This is a genomic window from Rhizobium acaciae (assembly GCF_025941625.1).
Lineage (GTDB): Bacteria > Pseudomonadota > Alphaproteobacteria > Rhizobiales > Rhizobiaceae > Rhizobium > Rhizobium acaciae.
In genome coordinates, this window is the sequence record NZ_JAPCZO010000001.1 from 668,427 (window position 1) to 686,228 (window position 17,802).

Genomic DNA, 17,802 nt, shown 5'->3' on the forward strand with positions numbered 1-17,802 from the left:
AGGGCCAAGTGGCGCATCCGAACTTCGCTGTAGAGCAAAGCTACAGGAATTTCGGTTTGGCAACAACCCAAGCTTCAGCCCAGAACCGGAACGCAGCGCACCTCGGTTTTCACCGAATTAGCGATGAAACATTCCTCATGGGCGCGATGGTGCAGCGCTTCCAGCTCGCTGAGCGAAGGCTGCTTTTCGCCGCTGAAGACGACATGCGGACGCAGCGTCACGACGGTCATGGCAAGGCGGCCTTCGGCATTCTTCTCCATGATGCCCTCGGCGGCATCGGTGTAGCTGTCGACGCAAAAGCGCTGTTTGGCGGCGATCGACAGGAACCAGAGCATGTGGCAGCTGGAGAGCGAGGCGACGAAAGCTTCCTCCGGATCGACGGCATCCTCGGCGGAATAGGGCAGCGGCACGACATGCGCGGAAGAGGACGCCCTCACCTCGATGCCGCCGTCGAAGGTCCAGCGGTGGGCGCGGCTGTAGCGGTTGTCGGTGAAGGTCTCGCCGTTGCGCTGCCAGGCGATCGTTGCGCCGTATGTTGCCATCCTTGTCTCCTTTTCCACGCAATTCCGGACGCAAAACCGGGGCACAGTTTTGCTGGAATTGCTCTATTTCGCGAGTTCCGCCAATTGCGTCATGATAACAGCTGCGCCCTGCAGGCGTTTTTCCGGCGTCGGCAGGTCGCGGGTCAGGAACAGGCTGTGATCGGGGCGGATCTTCGCCATCGTGCCCTGCTTGCCGATATAACCGACGAGGTTGGCCGGATTGGGGAATTCCTTGTTGCGGAACTGCACGACGACACCCTTCGGGCCGGCATCGAGCTTTTCGACATTGGCGGTGCGGCAGAGCGACTTGATGTAGACGATCTTCAGCAGATGCTGGACTTCGATCGGCATCGGCCCGAAGCGGTCGATCATCTCGGCGCCGAAGCCATCGATCTCCTTGAGCTCGGTAATTTCGCCAAGGCGGCGGTAGAGCGCCATGCGCAGATGCAGATCGGGCACGTAGGCTTCCGGGATCATCACCGTCGTGCCGACCGAGATCTGCGGCGACCAGCCGGTGTCGTGGATCTCGTCGACACCCTTGACCTCGGCAACCGCCTCTTCCAGCATCTGCTGGTAAAGCTCGAAGCCGACCTCCTTGATGTGGCCGGATTGCTCCTCGCCGAGCAGGTTGCCGGCGCCGCGGATATCGAGGTCGTGGCTCGCCAGCTGGAAACCGGCGCCAAGCGTATCCAGCGACTGCAGCACCTTGAGGCGGCGCTCTGCGGTTGCCGTCAGCACTTTGTTGACCGGCAGGGTAAAGAGCGCGAAAGCGCGCACCTTCGAGCGGCCGACGCGGCCGCGCAGCTGATAAAGCTGGGCAAGGCCGAACATATCGGCTCGGTGGACGATCAGCGTATTGGCGGTGGGCACGTCGAGGCCGGATTCGACGATGGTGGTCGAGAGAAGCACGTCGTAGCGGCCTTCATAGAAGGCGTTCATGATGTCTTCGAGTTCGCCGGCCGGCATCTGGCCATGGGCGACGGCAACCTTCAGCTCCGGCACATCCGACTGCAGGAAGGCATGCACGTCCTCGAGATCGGCAAGCCTTGGGCAGACATAGAAGCTCTGGCCGCCGCGATAATGCTCGCGCATCAGCGTCTCGCGGATGACCAGACTGTCGAAGGGCGAGATGAAGGTGCGCACCGCCATGCGGTCGACCGGCGGCGTGGTGATCAGCGATAGTTCGCGCACGCCGGTCATGGCAAGCTGCAGGGTGCGCGGGATCGGCGTTGCCGACAGCGTCAGCACATGCACGTCGCTCTTCAGCTCCTTCAGCCGCTCCTTGTGCTTGACGCCGAAATGCTGCTCCTCGTCGATGACGAGCAGGCCGAGATTGGCGAACTTGATGCCGGCCCCAAGCAGCGCATGGGTGCCGACGACGATATCGGTCTTGCCTTCCGCCACTTCCTTCTTGGTCAGCGCCAGCTCCTTGGCGCCGACAAGGCGCGAGGCCTGCTGGATGCGCACCGGCAGACCGCGGAAGCGATCGGAAAAGGTTTTGAAATGCTGGCGGGAAAGCAGTGTCGTCGGCACGACGACGGCGACCTGGGCGCCGTTCATCGCTGCGACGAAGGCAGCGCGCAGCGCTACTTCGGTCTTGCCGAAGCCGACGTCGCCGCAGACGAGGCGATCCATCGGCCGGCCGGCGCCGAGATCGGAGCGCACGGCTTCGATGGCGTTTTCCTGGTCCTCGGTCTCGTCATAGGGGAAGCGGGCAGCAAATTCGTCGTAGAGGCCTTCCGGCGTCGTCAGCATCGGCGCATGGCGCGTCAGGCGCTCGGCGGCGATGCGGATCAGCGCATCGGCCATGTCGAGCAGGCGCTTCTTGAGCTTCGCCTTGCGCATCTGCCAGGCGCCGCCGCCGAGCTTGTCGAGCTGGGCTTCGGTACCCTCGCCGCCGTAACGCGAGAGAAGATCGATGTTTTCGACCGGCAGGAAGAGCTTGGCCTCGTCGGCATATTGCAGTTCGAGGCAGGCATGCGGAGCGCCTGCGGCCTCAATGGTCCTCAGCCCGATAAAGCGGCCGATACCGTGTTCGGCGTGGACGACGATCGAGCCCTCGTCGAGGCCCGCGACCTCCGAAATGAAATCGGCTGCGCGCTTGCGGCGCTTGGAGCGGCGCACCATACGGTCGCCGAGGATATCCTGCTCGCCGATGACGACGAGATCGCCGGCCTCGAAGCCGGCTTCGAGGCTGAGCACGGCAGCGGCCGCCTCGCCTCTCGCCAGCGAACCGACATCCTTCAGCGCCTCGATCGGCTTGACCTTTTCGAGGCCGTGCTCGTTCAGCACCTGCAGCAGGCGCTCCAGCGAGCCTTCGGTCCAGGCGGTGACGAGCACTTTCGCGCCGGCAGCACGGCGGTCGGCGATATGCTTGACGACGACGTCGAAGATGTTGGTGCGTTCGGCATCGCCGCCGCCTTCGGCATTGGTGCGAGCCCAGCGCTGGCCCTGGCGGGCGTTGACGTTGACGACCCGCCTTGCCTCGCCCTCATGCTCGTTGAAGGGGCTGATGCGGATCGCGCCGAGCGCGTCGAGGGTTTTGACGAAAAGCTTGCTGTCGAGATAGAGCTGGCCCGGCGTCACCGGCTTATAGGGCGTGCCCTGCGTCATCCCCTTGGCCGGCTGGCCGGAGTTCAGGCGGGCGTCGTAATAATCGAAAACGAGCTTGGAGCGCTCTTCGGCTGCTTCACGCACCGTATGGTCGATGATGATACGGAAGCCGCTCAGATAATCGAAGACGGTATCGAGCTTCTCGTAGAAAAGCGGCAGCCAGTGCTCCATGCCGGGGTAACGGCGGCCTTCGGAGACGGCGAGATAGAGCGCGTCGTCGCGTGTGGTCGCGCCGAAAGCGGAGAGGTAATTCTTGCGGAAACGGCTGATCGTATCGGGCGTCAGCGTCACCTCGCTCATCGGATTGAGATCGAGGGAGCGCACCTGCCCGATCGTGCGCTGGCTTGCCGGATCGAAGCTGCGGATGCTTTCCAGCGTGTCGCCGAAGAAATCGAGGCGGACCGGCTCTTCGGAACCCGGCACGAAGACGTCGAGAATGCCGCCGCGCACGGCATATTCGCCGACCTCGCGCACGGTGGCGACCCGCTCGAAGCCGTTGCGCTCCAGGCGTCCGGCGAGATCGTCCATGCGCAGCTGGTTGCCGGGACGAGCCGAAAAGCTCAGGCTTTCGATGACATCCTGCGGCGCCACCTTCTGCAGCATGGCATTGGCGGTGACGAGCACGATTGCCGCATGCGGCTTCTTGCGATGGGCGATGAGGCCGCCGAGTGCAGCCAGCCGGCGAGCCGAGGTGTCGGCACTCGGCGAGACGCGGTCATAGGGCAGACAGTCCCAGGCCGGCAAGGTGAGAACCGGAATGTCGGGGGCGACGAAGCCCAGCATTTGCTCCAGATCGGCCATGCGGTGGCCGTCGGACATGACATAGGCGACCGGCTCTCCCGTTCGGGCGAACTCGGCGAGCAGCAGCGTCTCCAGACCTGCCGGCACATTGCCGATCGTCAGCGGCTCGGCAATGGCCGCAAGCTTCTTCGCATCGAAACCAGGGATCATTCCGGCGTCCTGAGGGGCTTGTCAAAATCGGGCTTGTAGGCGGCGATGCGGGCAAACATCGGTGTCTGGAAACGCTCAGGCACCGGCCATGTTCCCATGATCCAGCGGACGAGATCATTGTCCTCTTCCGCCATGATCGCCTCGAACTCGTCGAGCTCGGCTTCCGACAGCGTCGCGATCTCGGCCTCGGCGAACTGGCCGAAGACCAGATCCATTTCGCGCAGCCCGCGATGCCAGCAGCGGAAAAGGATCCGGCGGCGGCGCGGGTCGAGACCGGCACTCGTGAGCGTGACACCTGTCATGGCATTACCTTCCTGTTGATGCGCCTCTATAGACCCTCGAAAGCGGCTTGTCAGCCTTGCCAACGCCGCATTGTTCATCGCATTTTGGCCGCATGCGCCCCGCCATTCTCGATCCTCTGTTTTCCCCTATTTCGGGCCTTCCGGGCGTCGGCCCGAAGATCGCCGACCTGTTGGTCAAGCTGCTCGGGCGCGAGACGCTGGAGGATTGCCGGGTGATCGACCTGCTCTTCCACGCGCCCTTTTCGCTGATCGACAGGCGCAACCAGCCTGGAATCGCGCGCGCGCCGCAGGGCGCGATCGTGACGATCACGGCGCGCGTCGACCGCCACCAAGTGCCGCCGGGCGGCAAAAGCAATATCCCCTACCGCGTCTTCCTGCATGACGAGACCGGCGAGCTGACGCTGGTCTTCTTCCGCGGACAGGCAGCGTGGCTGGAAAAGCAGCTGCCTGTTGACGCGGAGGTGACCGTCAGCGGCAAGATCGACTGGTTCAACGGCCGCGCCTCGATGGTCCATCCCGATTATATCGTCAGGGCCGACGAGGCGGAGAGCCTACCGCTGGTCGAACCGATCTATCCGCTGACGGCGGGGCTCTCGCCGAAGACGCTCCGCAAGATCATCGACGCCGGCCTGCCGCGTTTTCCCGAGCTGCCGGAATGGATCGACCTGGCCTTGACTGAGAAACAGGGACTGCCGTCGATCCGCGACAGTTTCCACATGCTGCACGAGCCGCGCGACCCCAGCGATATCGACCCGCAGGCCCCTGCCCGGCGGCGGCTTGCCTATGACGAGTTCCTCGCCGGCCAGCTGTCGCTGAGCCTGGTGCGGCAGAGGCTGCGCAAGGTGGCGGGCCAGCCGGTCACTGCGACCGGCGTAATCAGCAGCAAGATCCTGAAGGCGTTGCCCTTCTCGCTGACCGGCAGCCAGAACGAGGCGATCGCCGAGGTTTTGAAGGATATGGCCGGCAACGAGCGCATGCTGCGGCTGCTGCAGGGCGATGTCGGTTCCGGCAAGACGCTGGTGGCGCTGATGGCGATGGCGGCGGTGATCGAGAGCGGCGGCCAGGCCGTGCTGATGGCGCCGACCGAAATCCTGGCGCGGCAGCACCACGCGACGATCTCGAAATTCGCCGCCTCTGCCGGGCTCGGCATCGAGGTGCTGACCGGGCGCACCAAGGGACGCGAACGGGAAGAAATCCTGGAGCGCATCGCCTCGGGTGCCGCCCAGATCGTCATCGGCACGCATGCGCTGTTCCAGGACAGCGTCGCCTACGCCAATCTGATGCTTGCCGTGGTCGACGAGCAGCACCGTTTCGGCGTGCATCAGCGCCTGCGGCTGACCGCCAAGGGCCTCTCGCCGCATATGCTGGTCATGACGGCGACGCCGATCCCGCGCACGCTGGTGCTCGCCGCCTTCGGCGATATGGACGTCTCCAAGCTCATCGAAAAACCGGCCGGCCGCAAGCCGATCCAGACGATCACCGTGCCGATGGAACGGACCGGCGAAATCGTCTGCCGGCTGCAAAGCGCGATCACGGAGGGCAAGAAGGCCTACTGGATCTGCCCGCTGGTGGAGGAGTCCGAGGAACTCGACCTGATGTCGGCCGAGGAGCGGCATGCGACGCTGGTCTCAGCACTTGGTCCGGGCATCGGCCTCATCCACGGTCGCATGAGCGGGCCGGAGAAGGACGCGGCGATGATGGCGTTCAAGAATGGCGAGACCCGGCTGCTCGTCGCCACCACCGTCGTCGAGGTCGGTGTCGACGTGCCGGATGCGACGATCATGGTGATCGAACATGCCGAACGCTTCGGCTTGGCGCAATTGCATCAGCTGCGCGGCCGCGTCGGGCGCGGCGACGAGGCCTCGACCTGCATCCTGCTCTACAAGGGGCCGCTCGGCGAGACCGGCCATGCCAGGCTCTCGATCATGCGGGAGACGGAGGACGGCTTCCGCATTGCCGAGGAGGACCTGAAGCTGCGCGGTGAAGGCGAATTGCTCGGCACAAGGCAATCCGGAACGCCGGGCTTTCGCATCGCCAGCCTCGAGGCGCATGCCGACCTGCTGGAGATCGCCCGCAAGGATGCCGCTTACCTGATCGAGCGCGATCCGGATTTGACCACCGAGAGGGGAACGGCGATCCGCACCCTGCTCTATCTTTTCCGCCGCGACGAGGCGATCCGGTTTCTTAGAGCGGGTTAAAGCGCGCTACGGCGCGCTTTAAGTCTTTGTTCTATGCATGTCGTTACCCCAAAACCGCTGAACACTTTTGGGCGACATGCATCATTCAGCCTTGGAAACCGCCACCGGCTTCGGCCGCGGCAAATGCTTCTGCTTGGGATCGGCCGGTTTGTGTTCGGGCGCCACAAGCCCGCCTGAAATCAGGAACTTGGCGGCGTCTTCCGGCGACATATCGAGCATGACGATTTTTTCGCGCGGCACGAAGATGAGGAAGCCGGCGGTCGGCACCGGCGTCGGCGGTAGGAAGACGGCGACCATATCCTGGCCCATCGCATTGAACTTCGAAGCGATTTCGCCCTTGGCGTCGGTGGCGATGAAGATCAGTGCCCAGAGACCGGGACCCGGATATTCGATGAGACCGACCTTCTTGAAGGAGTTTGCCTGTTCCTTCAACACGGTTTCGAAAATCTGCTTCACGCTTCTGTAGATCGTGCGCACCAGCGGCATGCGCTGAACGATCGATTCGCCGAACCGGACGATGCTCTGGCCAATGAGGTTCTTGCCGAGGAAGCCGACGACGGTGATCAGCACGATGGCAATCAGCAGACCGAAACCGGGAATGGCGAAATTGAGATAGCTTTCCGGATTCCAGCGCGCTGGAATATAGGGCCGGACCCAACTGTCCGACCAATGGATGAAGGTCCAGGTCAGCCAGATGGTGATCGCGATCGGCGCGCAGATGATCAGCCCTGCGAGAAAATTGTTCCTCAGCCGCGTCGCGACCGGCATTCTGGGGGTGTTGTCGGTCATCGTTTCCTGATGATCTCCATCTCAGTCGTGGACAGGCCGGTACGCCGGCCCTTCCCCCTTGTCCGCAGACCAAAATTGCCAGAATTCGGGGCGTCGCACAATATGTTTCGGCGCGACGGTCGCGGCGTTACAGGCTTATTCCACGGTCACGGATTTCGCCAGGTTGCGCGGCTGATCGACATCGGTGCCCATGAAGACGGCGGTGTGATAGGCGAGCAACTGGATCGGCAGCGAAAAGATCATCGGCGCGATGATTTCATCGACCACAGGCAGGGTGATTGTCGCCATGGTCGGCAGTTTCGAAGCGGCTGCACCGGCCTCGTCGGTGATGAAGATGATGCGGCCTCCGCGGGCTGCGACCTCCTGCATGTTCGAGACGGTCTTTTCGAAGAAACGGTCGTAGGGGGCGATAACGATGACAGGCATGTTCTCGTCGATCAGCGCGATCGGTCCGTGCTTCAATTCGCCGGCGGCGTAACCTTCGGCGTGGATATAGGAAATTTCCTTGAGCTTCAGCGCGCCTTCCATGGCGAGCGGGAAGCTGGTGCCGCGGCCGAGATAGAGCACGTCCTTGCACTTCGACAGCTCGCGCGACAGGCTTTCCATCTGCGGCTGGATAAGGTTCAGCACGCGGCTCATGATGCGCGGCATTTCGGCGAGATGGCGCACCAGCGCCCTCTCCTCGTCCGCACTCACCGTGCCGCGCGCCTTGCCGGCGCCGATCGCCAGCGCTGCCAGCACGGCAAGCTGGCAGGTGAAGGCCTTGGTCGAGGCGACGCCGATTTCGGGCCCGGCCATGATCGGGAAGACGGCATCGGATTCGCGCGCGATCGTCGATTCGCGGACATTGACGACGGCGCCGATCTTCAACCCGTTGTCCCGACAATAACGCAAGCATGCCAGCGTATCGGCGGTCTCGCCGGACTGCGAGATGAAGAGAGCGGCCTGCGACGGCGACAGCGGCATTTCGCGATAGCGGAATTCGGAGGCGACGTCGATCTCGACCGGCAGGCGGGCATAACGCTCGAACCAGTATTTGCCGACGAGGCCGGCGAGATAGGCGGTGCCGCAGGCCGAGATCGCAAGGCCGGTCGCCGCCTTGAAGTCGATCGCGGCGGCATTGGCGCCAATCGTGTTCTCGGCGAAATCGACATAGTGGCTGAGCGCGTGAGAGATCACCTCCGGCTGCTCGTAGATTTCCTTTTCCATGAAGTGGCGGTGGTTGCCCTTGTCGACGACATAGGCGGTCGCCTGCGAGATCTGCCGGGCGCGCTTGACCGGCTTGCCGGCGAAATCGAGCACCGCGACACCGTCGCTGCTGAGGATGGCGCAATCGCCGTCGACGAGATAGGTGATCTCGTTGGTGAAAGGCGATAGCGCGATCGCATCCGAGCCGAGGAACATTTCGCCGCGGCCATAGCCGACGGCAAGCGGCGGGCCGGAACGGGCGGCCATGATCGTGCCGGGGTCGGCCTTGAGCATGATGGCCAGCGCATAGGCGCCGGTTACCCGGTTCAGCATCTTCAGCATGGCGGCGCGCGGCTCCAGGCCTTCGCGCAGGTATTTCGCCATCAGATGGGCGACCACCTCAGTGTCGGTCTGGGTTTCGAAGACCGAGCCCTCTTCGGTCAACTCGTCGCGAAGCTCGGAGAAGTTCTCGATGATGCCATTATGGACGACGGCGACGCCTTCGACGAAATGCGGATGGGCATTGGTCTCGTTCGGAACGCCGTGGGTCGCCCAGCGCGTGTGGGCGATGCCGACGGTGCCGGGCAGCGGTTCGCTGTCGAGCCGCTTTTCCAGATTGAACAGCTTGCCCTCGGCGCGGCGGCGATCCATCACGCCGTCATGAATGGTGGCGACGCCGGCGGAATCGTAACCGCGATATTCGAGACGCTTCAGCGCATCGACCAGGCGCCCGGCAACAGGCGCAGTTCCGACGATCCCCACAATGCCGCACATATAGTATCCCCACTCGAGCATTTCCTGAATCCGGAAATGCTCTTCTGTTTGTCTCTGCGCAATTCCGGACGCAAAACCGCTGCGCACTTTTGCTGGAATTGCCTTAGGCTTCGATGAGGCCAGTCCTAACGATTCCTGCTTATTTCTCAATCACCTCGGCGGTCACTTTGAATTTCCGCCGGTTACGCAAGGCCGGTCAGGCTTTCGCCTTATTCGCCGCCTTGATGGCGAGCGCACGCTCACGCAGCAGCGTCGCGCGGCCGGGCTTGATCTCCTGCCGGGCGCGGCCGAGCGCCAGCGCGTCGGCCGGCACGTCGGCAGTGATGACGCTGCCGGAGGCGATATAGGCGCCGTCGCCAATCGTCACCGGCGCGACCAGCGAAGAATTGGAACCGATGAAGGCGTTTTCGCCGATCACCGTCTCGCTCTTGTTGACGCCGTCATAGTTGCAAGTGATCGTGCCGGCGCCGATATTGCTGCCGGCGCCGATGACGGCATCGCCGATGTAAGTCAGGTGGTTGACCTTGGCGCCCTCGCCGAGCCGGCCGTTCTTGACCTCGCAGAAATTGCCGACCTTCGAACCGGTCCCGAGATCCGCACCCGGACGCAGCCGCGCAAAGGGGCCGACGGTCGCGCCCTGGCTGACATGCGCGCCTTCGATATGCGAGAAGGCATGGATGACGGCGCCGCTATCGATCACAGCACCAGGACCGAAGACGACGTTCGGCTCGATCAGCGCATCCTGGCCGATGACGGTATCGTAGGAGAGAAAAACCGTTTCCGGCGCGATCATGGTGACGCCGGAAAGCATCATCTGGTGGCGGCGGCGCTCCTGCCAGAAACGCTCGATGACGGCGAGTTCGGCACGGGTGTTGCAGCCGGTCATCTCGATCTCGGGGGCATCGACGGCGGTGACGCGTCCGCCGAGCGAACGGGCGATCTCGACGAGATCGGTCAGATAGAATTCGCCCTTGGCATTGGCATTGCCGATGCGCGTGAGAAGATCGAGCGCCTTTCTGCCGTTGATCGCCATCAGCCCGCTATTGCACCAGGTGACGGTGCGCTCGGCATCGGTCGCATCCTTTTCCTCGCGGATGGCGATGAGTTCGCCGTCCTTGACGAGCAGGCGGCCGTAGCCGGTCGGGCGGTCGGTGTGGAAGCCGATGACGACGACATCGCTGCCATCGGCAAGGCCCTGGCGGGCGGCCTTCAGCGGTCCGTTGGTCTGGAGCGGCACATCGCCATAGGTGACGAGGATATCGTCATAACCCTTGGCGATCGCTTCGCGTGCCGCCAGCACCGCGTGGCCGGTGCCGAGGCGTTCCTTCTGCAGAAAGGATTCGATGTCGACGCCGGCGATGCTTGCCGCCTTTGCCACGTCCTCGGCATCACGGCCGACCACAAGGGCGACGGACGAGATGCCGGCGGAGGCAACCGCCTCGACCACATGGGCGATCATCGGCCGACCGGCGACCGGATGCAGGACCTTCGATTTCGAGGATTTCATCCGCGTGCTGTCACCGGCGGCAAGGATGACGGCAAGACAAGTGCGTTCCATGATTTGCTCCGCGAATCCGCGCCGTGAGGCGGCTTTATCGCCTCATACTGCATAATTCCCAAAATCGGAATCGATTTAAGGATAAAATTATCCAGCAACTCAAAGCGCTGCAGCGTCCTTTGCGGCTCTCGAAAAGACGCGCGGCGTTGTCGATAAGCAAAGCCTTCACAAAGGTGAAATTGCGGCCGAAATCGACCCTATGACGGTTTCGGAACCGCCGGCCGCGAAGGCTTCATGGACATGATGGCGTCCGTCCAGGATGACGTCTTCCATCGCACGGCGCGCGGCGGCGTTATCGCCGGAAACGATCGCATCGACGATGCGCATATGGGTGTCGGCGATATTGGCGAAGCCGTTTTCGGTTGGCGGCGTACTCATGCGGAACATGCCGACGAGAGCCGCTTCGATAAGGCTGCCGAGTGTCCGCATGAAGGGATTGTGCGAGGCTTCGGCGATCGCCAGGTGAAAACGAAGGTCGGCGAGCGCCAGGCTGTCGGCCGTATGACCGGCCGCCGCCATCTCGAGCGCCAGCTCGCGCAGCGTCTCGATCTCCTCGGTATTCGCCCGTTCAGCGACGAGACCGGCGGCGAAGGGTTCGAAGGCGAGACGAATATCGTAGAGCTGCAGCAGGAATTCTTCCGTCACGCCGTTGTCGAAGTGCCAGGCGATAATCTCGCTGTCGAACATGTTCCAGAGATTCTTCTCGGTCACACGTGTGCCGACCCGGGCCTTGGCGACGACCATGCCTTTGGCGGCAAGCGTCTTCATCGTCTCGCGCAACACGGTGCGGGACACTTTGAAACGCTGCGCCAGTTCCGTATCGCCTGGCAGGATCGAGCCAACGGGATAGGTGCCGGCGACGATCGCCTTGCCGAGTTCGTCGACGACTTGGGCGTGGCTCGTCCGCGTTCTGCGCCCCGTCTTGCGTGTCTCGTCCAATTTGTAGCGCAAGCGATCCGTCTCCCCCTCAGGCGTACCTCTTGTTCAGACTGGAAACGAACAGGATGGCTTTCTGCATCAGAATGAATGCAAACAGCAAAAGGCCAATCAGGATCTTGGTCCACCAGCTCGACAGCGTACCGTCGAAGGTGATGTAGGTCTGAATGAGCCCCTGGATCAGGATACCGATCAAGGTTCCCGCCACGAATCCCGCTCCTCCGGTCAGCAGCGTCCCTCCGATGACGACCGCCGCGATGGCATCGAGTTCGACGCCAACCGCTGCAAGAGAATATCCGGCAGAGGTGTACAGCGAAAAAACGATCCCGGATAGGCCTGCCAGAAATCCCGACAGCGCATAGATCTGGATTGTCGTGCGGCCGACCGGCACACCCATCAGCCGCGCCGTCTGCGGACCGCCGCCGAGTGCATAGACGTTGGTGCCGAAGCGCGTGCGCTGGGCAATGAAGATGCCGACGGCAAAGACCAGAAGCATGATACCGCCGATCAGCGTCAGCCGCCCGCCGCCTGGCAGACGATAATAGAGGCTCGTCAGCGTCGAATAATATTCGTGGTTGATCGGGATGCTGTCGATGGAGAGCACGAATGCCATGCCGCGCGCCAGGAACATGCCGGCAAGGGTGACGATGAAGGCCGGCATTTCGAGATAGTGGATGATCGCGCCCATGATACCGCCAAAGGCAGTCGTGATGACGAGCACCAGCGCGAAGGCGAGCAGCGGATGGATCGAAGTGTTCTGCAGGATCACCGCGAGAAAGACGCCGGTAAAGGCGATGACCGAGCCGATCGACAGATCGATGCCGCCCGAAATGATGACGAAGGTCATGCCGACGGCGGCGATGCCGAGAAAGGCGTTGTCGGTCAATAAATTGCCGATGACGCGCGTCGACAGAATGTTCGGATATTGCAGCGCGCAGCCGGCATAGGCGAGCACGAAGATGACGATGGTCGCAAGCAGCGGCAGGTATTTGGAGTTCATTTCGGCTGCTCCCTACCGCCCTGCCGGCGGCTGGCGAAGATGGCGAGCGATTGTACCGCCGGCGACTGGATGACGAGGATGACGATAATGATGACGGCCTTGATGATCAGGTTGAATTCAGGCGGGAAGCCGGCGGACAGAATGCCGGTATTCACCGCCTGGATGATCATCGCGCCGATCAGCGACCCGAGAATGCTGAAGCGGCCGCCGAGCAGCGAATTGCCGCCGACGACGACGGCGAGGATGGCGTCGAGTTCCAGCCATAGGCCGGCATTGTTGGCATCGGCGCCCTTGATGTCGGCTGCGACGATGATGCCCGCAATCGAGGCGCAGATCCCGCTCAGCATATAGACCGCCATCAGCAGCACCGGTGTTTGAATGCCGGAGAGCGTGCTGGCGCGGCGATTGATGCCGACGGCCTCGATCAGCATGCCAAGCGCCGTGCGGCGGACCAGCAGGATGACGAGCAGGCCGACGAGGAACCAGATGACGACAGGCATCGGCAGGAGAGCCAGCGAACCGCTGCCGAAGAAGGTCAGCCCATCATCGTTGAAGGTCAGGATGGCACCTTCGGTGATGAGCTGGGCGATGCCGCGGCCGGCCACCATCAGCACCAGCGTGGCGATGATCGGCTGGATATTGAGGACCGCCACCAGGAAACCGTTCCAGACGCCGCAGGCAAGCCCGATCGCAAGCGTCAGGATAATAGTATAAGCAACTGAATTTCCTGATACAATCGACGAAGCGGCAACGGCGCCGCAGATCGCGATGACCGCACCGACGGACAGGTCGATGCCCTTGGTGGCGATGACCAGCGTCATGCCGATCGCCAGCAGCGCCACCGGCGCGCCGCGGTTCAGCACGTCGATCAGGCTGCCATAGAGGCGGTCATTCTGAACCACGACATTAAGAAACTGCGGCGACGTGATGAAATTCAACAGAAGAATGACAACGAGCGCAATCAATTGCGGCGCCAGGCGATATGCCAGCGCTTTCAGCGAGGACTTCATGCATCCTCCATCTTGTGCTCGGCCGCAGCGATGGCATCGACGATGCCGGCAGCGGTGATACGCTCGCCTGTCAATTCGGCGATATGTTGCCTGTCGCGCAATACGATGACACGTGAACTATAGGCGACAAGCTCTTCAAGTTCCGAGGAAATCACGATCAGCGACATGCCGCCGGCACAGAGCTCTTCGATGAGCCGGATGATCTCGGCATGGGCGCCGACATCGATGCCGCGGGTCGGCTCGTCGAGGATCAGAAACTTCGGATTGGTCGCCAGCCAGCGGGCGAGGATCGCTTTCTGTTGATTGCCGCCTGACAGTAGGCGGATCGGCTTCTCGCGATCGGTGGTGCGGATATCGAGCGCCTTGATGTAGCGGTCGGCAAGCGTATTCTGCTCGGCGCGCGACAGCGGCCGCGTCCAGCCGCGGCGGGCCTGCAGCGCCAGTGCGATGTTCTCCCTGATCGACAGGTCGCCGATGATGCCATCGGTCTTGCGGTCCTCGGGGCAAAAGCCGAAGCCTTTTGCGATCGCCGCGCGCGGGCTAGAAATCGTCGCGGGCTGGCCGTCGATCGTGGCGCTGCCGCTGTCGGCATGCTCGATGCCGAAGAGCAGTTCGGCGGTTTCGGTGCGTCCGGAACCGAGCAGCCCGGCGATGCCGACAACCTCTCCGGCGCGCACATCGAGATCGAAAGGCTTGACCTTGCCGCGTTTGCCGTAGCCTGAAAAACGGTATCGGACGTCGCCTGCCGCAAGGCTGCGTTCCCTGACAGTCTCTTCGACATGGGCCAGCTCGCGGCCGAGCATCATGGCGATCAGGCCCTGGCGCGGCAGATCGGCGGCGTCGCGGGTGCCGACGAGCTTGCCGTTGCGCAGCACGGTAATACGGTCGCTGATCGCATAGACCTGCTCGAGAAAATGGGTGACGAAGACGATGCCGAGGCCGCGCTTCTTCAGGTCGTCGATGATGCGGAAGAGCAGCGCCACTTCCTGATTGTCGAGACTTGCAGTGGGCTCGTCGAGGATCAGTACCTTGCCTGAGAGATCGACGGCACGGGCGATGGCAACCACCTGCTGGACAGCGACAGAGAAACGGCCGAGTTCGGCGGTAACGTCGATATCGATGCCGTAGCCGGTGAGCAGATCACGCGCCTTGCGGTTCATTGCGCGCACGTCGGTCATGCCGAAGCGCCGTGGCTGGCGGCCGAGAAAGAGATTTTCGGCAACGCTCAGATTGGCCAGCAGGTTGACCTCCTGGTAGACCGTGCCGATACCGAGCTTCTGGGCGGCGAGCGTGTTGGCCGGATTGATTTCCTGGCCGTCCAGCATCAGGCTGCCCTCGTCACGATGATAGGCGCCGGTGATGCACTTGATCAGCGTCGACTTGCCGGCGCCGTTCTCGCCCAGCAATGCATGCACCTCGCCTCTGCGTAGCGTGAAATCGACCTTGTCCAGCGCCACTGCGCCGGGAAAGAATTTCGATATTCCGGAGGCCGCGAGAACGTTCTCGAAATCGTGAATCATAAGGGTTTGTTTTCCTGATATTGACGGCAAAAGCCGCGCCGCGGCCGGACATGACGTCCCAAGGCGGCAAAGGCAGTTCCGCACCGGTCCATGACGGGCCGGTGCGGTTCTACAGCGCCGCCTCGTCTTTTCGAGAGGCATAGAGGACGCTGTAGCGCTTTGAATTGCTGCATAATTTTGTCCGGAAATCGAATTCCGATTTCAGGAATTATGCAGCGGCGTCATATCAGATCAGTAGCCCTGACCCTTCTTCTCTTCGTAGACCTTCATCGGCTCGTCGGCCGGCGTGTAGAGTTTCGACTCGGTCTGGATCCACTTGGCCGGGGCCTTCTTGTCCTTCAGATAGGCTTCGAGCGCATCGAAGGCCGGACCTGCCATATTCGGCGTCAGCTCGACCGTGGCATTGGCCTCGCCTTCGGACATCGCCTTGAAGATATCGGGCACGGCGTCGATGGAGACGACGAGGATATCCTTGCCGGGCTTCAGGCCGGCTTCCTTGATCGCCTGGATGGCGCCGACGGCCATGTCGTCATTATGGGCGTAGAGAGCGCAGATATCCTTGCCGCCATTCTCGGCCTTCAGGAAGCTTTCCATGACTTCCTTGCCCTTGGTGCGGGTGAAATCACCGGTCTGGCTGCGAACGATCTTGAGGTTGTCGTGGCCGGCAAGAGCCTCTTCGAAGCCCTTCTTGCGGGCGATGGCCGGCGACGAACCGGTGGTGCCCTGCAGCTCGACGACATTGCACTTCTTGTCGCCCACGGTCTTGACCAGGAAGTCGCCTGCGACCTTGCCTTCATGGACCAGATCCGACGTCACCGCCGTCAGGTAGAGATCGTCGGGAGCCTTGATGGTACGGTCGAGAAGGATGACCGGGATTTCGGCTTCCTTGGCTTCCTTGAGAACGTCGTCCCAGCCGGTTTCGACGACCGGAGCAATGAGAATGGCATCGACGCCCTGAGCAATGAAGGAGCGCAGAGCCTTGATCTGGTTTTCCTGCTTCTGCTGCGCATCGGCAAACTTCAGATCGATGCCGCGCTTCTTGGCCTGTTCCTTGGTCACGGTCGTTTCAGCCGCACGCCAGCCCGATTCCGAGCCGATCTGCGAGAAGCCGACAGTGAGGCCGGCGGCCGAAGCCGAACCGAACATGCAGACAGCCAGAATCGTGGCACCCAAAAGTGCAGTCTTCAATTTCATGATTTCCTCCCAATGCCGCATCTCGCGGCGCAGGGTCAAAAAATCATATAGTATTACTTTTGTAAATCGGAATCTTGGGATGCATTGCAGCAAAAAAGAGCGCCCAAAAGGGCGCTCTTCGCATCCGCGAGATGGCTTGCGGGATTATTTACCCGGCAGCTTGTCGTCCACACCTTCGACATAGAAGTTCATGCCGAGCAGCGTGCCGTCATCGGCCTTCTCGCCGGCCTTCAACCAAGGCGTGCCGTCCTGCTTGTTGATCGGGCCGGTGAAGGGATGCAGTTCGCCTGATTTGATCTTGGCTTCGGTTTCCTCTGCGAGTTTCTTCACGTCGTCGGGCATGTTGGTATAGGGCGCCATAGTCAGGATGCCGTCCTTGAGGCCATCCCAGCTCTGCTCTGACTTCCAGGTGCCGTCGAGAAGTGCCTTTACGCGCTTGACGTAATAATTGCCCCAAGTGTCGATGATCGCGGTCAACTGGACGTTCGGACCAGCCTTGATCATGTCGGAAGCCTGGCCGAAGGCCTTGACGCCGCGCTGCTCGGCGACCTGCATTGGAGCCGTCGTGTCGGTGTGCTGGGTGAGGATATCGACGCCCTGGTCGATCAGCGCCTTGGCGGCATCGGCTTCCTTGCCCGGGTCGAACCACGTGTTGACCCAGATAACCTTCATCTTGAAGTTCGGATTGACCGACTTGGCGCCAGTTTCGAAGGCATTGATGCCCATCACCACCTCGGGGATCGGGAAGGAGGCGATATAGCCGGCCGTGCCGGTTTTCGAGAGCTTGCCGGCGATAATGCCACTGATGTAGCGGCCTTCATAGAAGCGGGAATTGTAGGTCGCGACATTGTCGGCGGCCTTGAAGCCTGTCGCATGCTCGAACTTCACTTTCGGGAACTTCTTGGCGACGGCAATAGTCGGGTCCATGAAACCGAAGGACGTGGTGAAAATCAGCGAGCAACCGGACCGGGCCATGCGCTCGATTGCGCGTTCGGCATCCGGGCCTTCCGGGACGCTTTCGAGGTAGGGCGTCTCGATCTTGTCGCCGAATTCCTTCTCGAGCTGGAGGCGGCCGTTCTCATGGGCCTGCGTCCAGCCACCGTCGGTGCGGGTGCCGACATAAACGAAGCAGACCTTGGTCTTGTCAGCCGCCTCGGCGGCCGAACCGATGCTCAGGACGAGGGCAGCTGTCGCTGCGAGAGCAAGTGCAAGTTTTTTCATATTGAT

Annotated in this window: 13 protein-coding genes; 1 reads left to right on the top strand and 12 read right to left on the bottom strand. The window is 62.1% G+C overall.

Annotated features, from left to right (window positions below; translation table 11 throughout):
- Positions 1-74: 74 nt before the first annotated feature.
- From OLZ32_RS03365 to OLZ32_RS03375, 3 genes are all read right to left on the bottom strand, one after another.
- A complete protein-coding gene (locus OLZ32_RS03365) occupies positions 75-542 on the bottom strand; it encodes an OsmC family protein (protein ID WP_264395550.1) in 468 nt (155 codons plus the stop codon).
- A 63-nt stretch (positions 543-605) separates the two neighbouring features.
- A complete protein-coding gene (mfd, locus tag OLZ32_RS03370) occupies positions 606-4,106 on the bottom strand; it encodes a transcription-repair coupling factor (protein WP_264395551.1) in 3,501 nt (1,166 codons plus the stop codon).
- Positions 4,103-4,408: an FAD assembly factor SdhE gene (locus OLZ32_RS03375; RefSeq protein ID WP_264395552.1), complete on the bottom strand. Its 306-nt coding sequence runs from the start codon at positions 4,406-4,408 to the stop codon at positions 4,103-4,105. The genes mfd and OLZ32_RS03375 overlap by 4 nt, the downstream gene beginning before the upstream one ends.
- Positions 4,409-4,500: 92 nt before the next feature.
- On the opposite strand from OLZ32_RS03375, the gene recG reads away from it, so the two are divergent.
- Positions 4,501-6,606 carry an ATP-dependent DNA helicase RecG gene (gene recG, locus OLZ32_RS03380; protein WP_264395553.1) on the top strand — a complete coding sequence of 702 codons (2,106 nt, stop codon included), beginning with the start codon at positions 4,501-4,503 and terminating at the stop codon, positions 6,604-6,606.
- Positions 6,607-6,687: 81 nt separating this feature from the next.
- Here recG and OLZ32_RS03385 read toward each other — a convergent pair whose 3' ends face one another.
- The 9 genes from OLZ32_RS03385 to OLZ32_RS03425 form a co-directional block, all read right to left on the bottom strand.
- Entirely contained in the window at positions 6,688-7,395 is a 708-nt protein-coding gene (locus OLZ32_RS03385) for a DUF502 domain-containing protein (RefSeq protein WP_012757426.1), read from the bottom strand.
- A gap of 135 nt (positions 7,396-7,530) precedes the next feature.
- The gene (glmS, locus tag OLZ32_RS03390; protein WP_264395769.1) at positions 7,531-9,357 is read right to left on the bottom strand and encodes a glutamine--fructose-6-phosphate transaminase (isomerizing); all 1,827 of its coding nucleotides are present in this window, start codon (positions 9,355-9,357) and stop codon (positions 7,531-7,533) included.
- A gap of 196 nt (positions 9,358-9,553) precedes the next feature.
- The gene (gene glmU, locus OLZ32_RS03395) at positions 9,554-10,915 is read right to left on the bottom strand and encodes a bifunctional UDP-N-acetylglucosamine diphosphorylase/glucosamine-1-phosphate N-acetyltransferase GlmU (RefSeq protein WP_264395554.1); all 1,362 of its coding nucleotides are present in this window, start codon (positions 10,913-10,915) and stop codon (positions 9,554-9,556) included.
- 165 nt (positions 10,916-11,080) lie between these two features.
- Positions 11,081-11,866, bottom strand: coding sequence for a FadR/GntR family transcriptional regulator (locus tag OLZ32_RS03400; protein WP_011651950.1), 786 nt, complete (start codon positions 11,864-11,866; stop codon positions 11,081-11,083).
- A gap of 16 nt (positions 11,867-11,882) precedes the next feature.
- Positions 11,883-12,851 (bottom strand): galactofuranose ABC transporter, permease protein YjfF, encoded by a 969-nt coding sequence (gene yjfF / locus OLZ32_RS03405; protein ID WP_003539590.1) that lies wholly within the window; start codon positions 12,849-12,851, stop codon positions 11,883-11,885.
- Positions 12,848-13,861, bottom strand: a complete 1,014-nt coding sequence (locus OLZ32_RS03410) for an ABC transporter permease (protein ID WP_264395555.1) — start codon at positions 13,859-13,861, stop codon at positions 12,848-12,850. The genes yjfF and OLZ32_RS03410 overlap by 4 nt, the downstream gene beginning before the upstream one ends.
- Positions 13,858-15,381 carry a galactofuranose ABC transporter, ATP-binding protein YtfR gene (gene ytfR / locus OLZ32_RS03415; RefSeq protein WP_264395556.1) on the bottom strand — a complete coding sequence of 508 codons (1,524 nt, stop codon included), beginning with the start codon at positions 15,379-15,381 and terminating at the stop codon, positions 13,858-13,860. Before ytfR ends, OLZ32_RS03410 begins: the two co-directional genes overlap by 4 nt.
- A 231-nt stretch (positions 15,382-15,612) precedes the next feature.
- Entirely contained in the window at positions 15,613-16,575 is a 963-nt protein-coding gene (ytfQ, locus tag OLZ32_RS03420; protein ID WP_264395557.1) for a galactofuranose ABC transporter, galactofuranose-binding protein YtfQ, read from the bottom strand.
- Between the two features lie 144 nt (positions 16,576-16,719).
- Positions 16,720-17,796 carry a BMP family ABC transporter substrate-binding protein gene (locus tag OLZ32_RS03425; protein WP_011651947.1) on the bottom strand — a complete coding sequence of 359 codons (1,077 nt, stop codon included), beginning with the start codon at positions 17,794-17,796 and terminating at the stop codon, positions 16,720-16,722.
- Positions 17,797-17,802 lie beyond the last annotated feature (6 nt).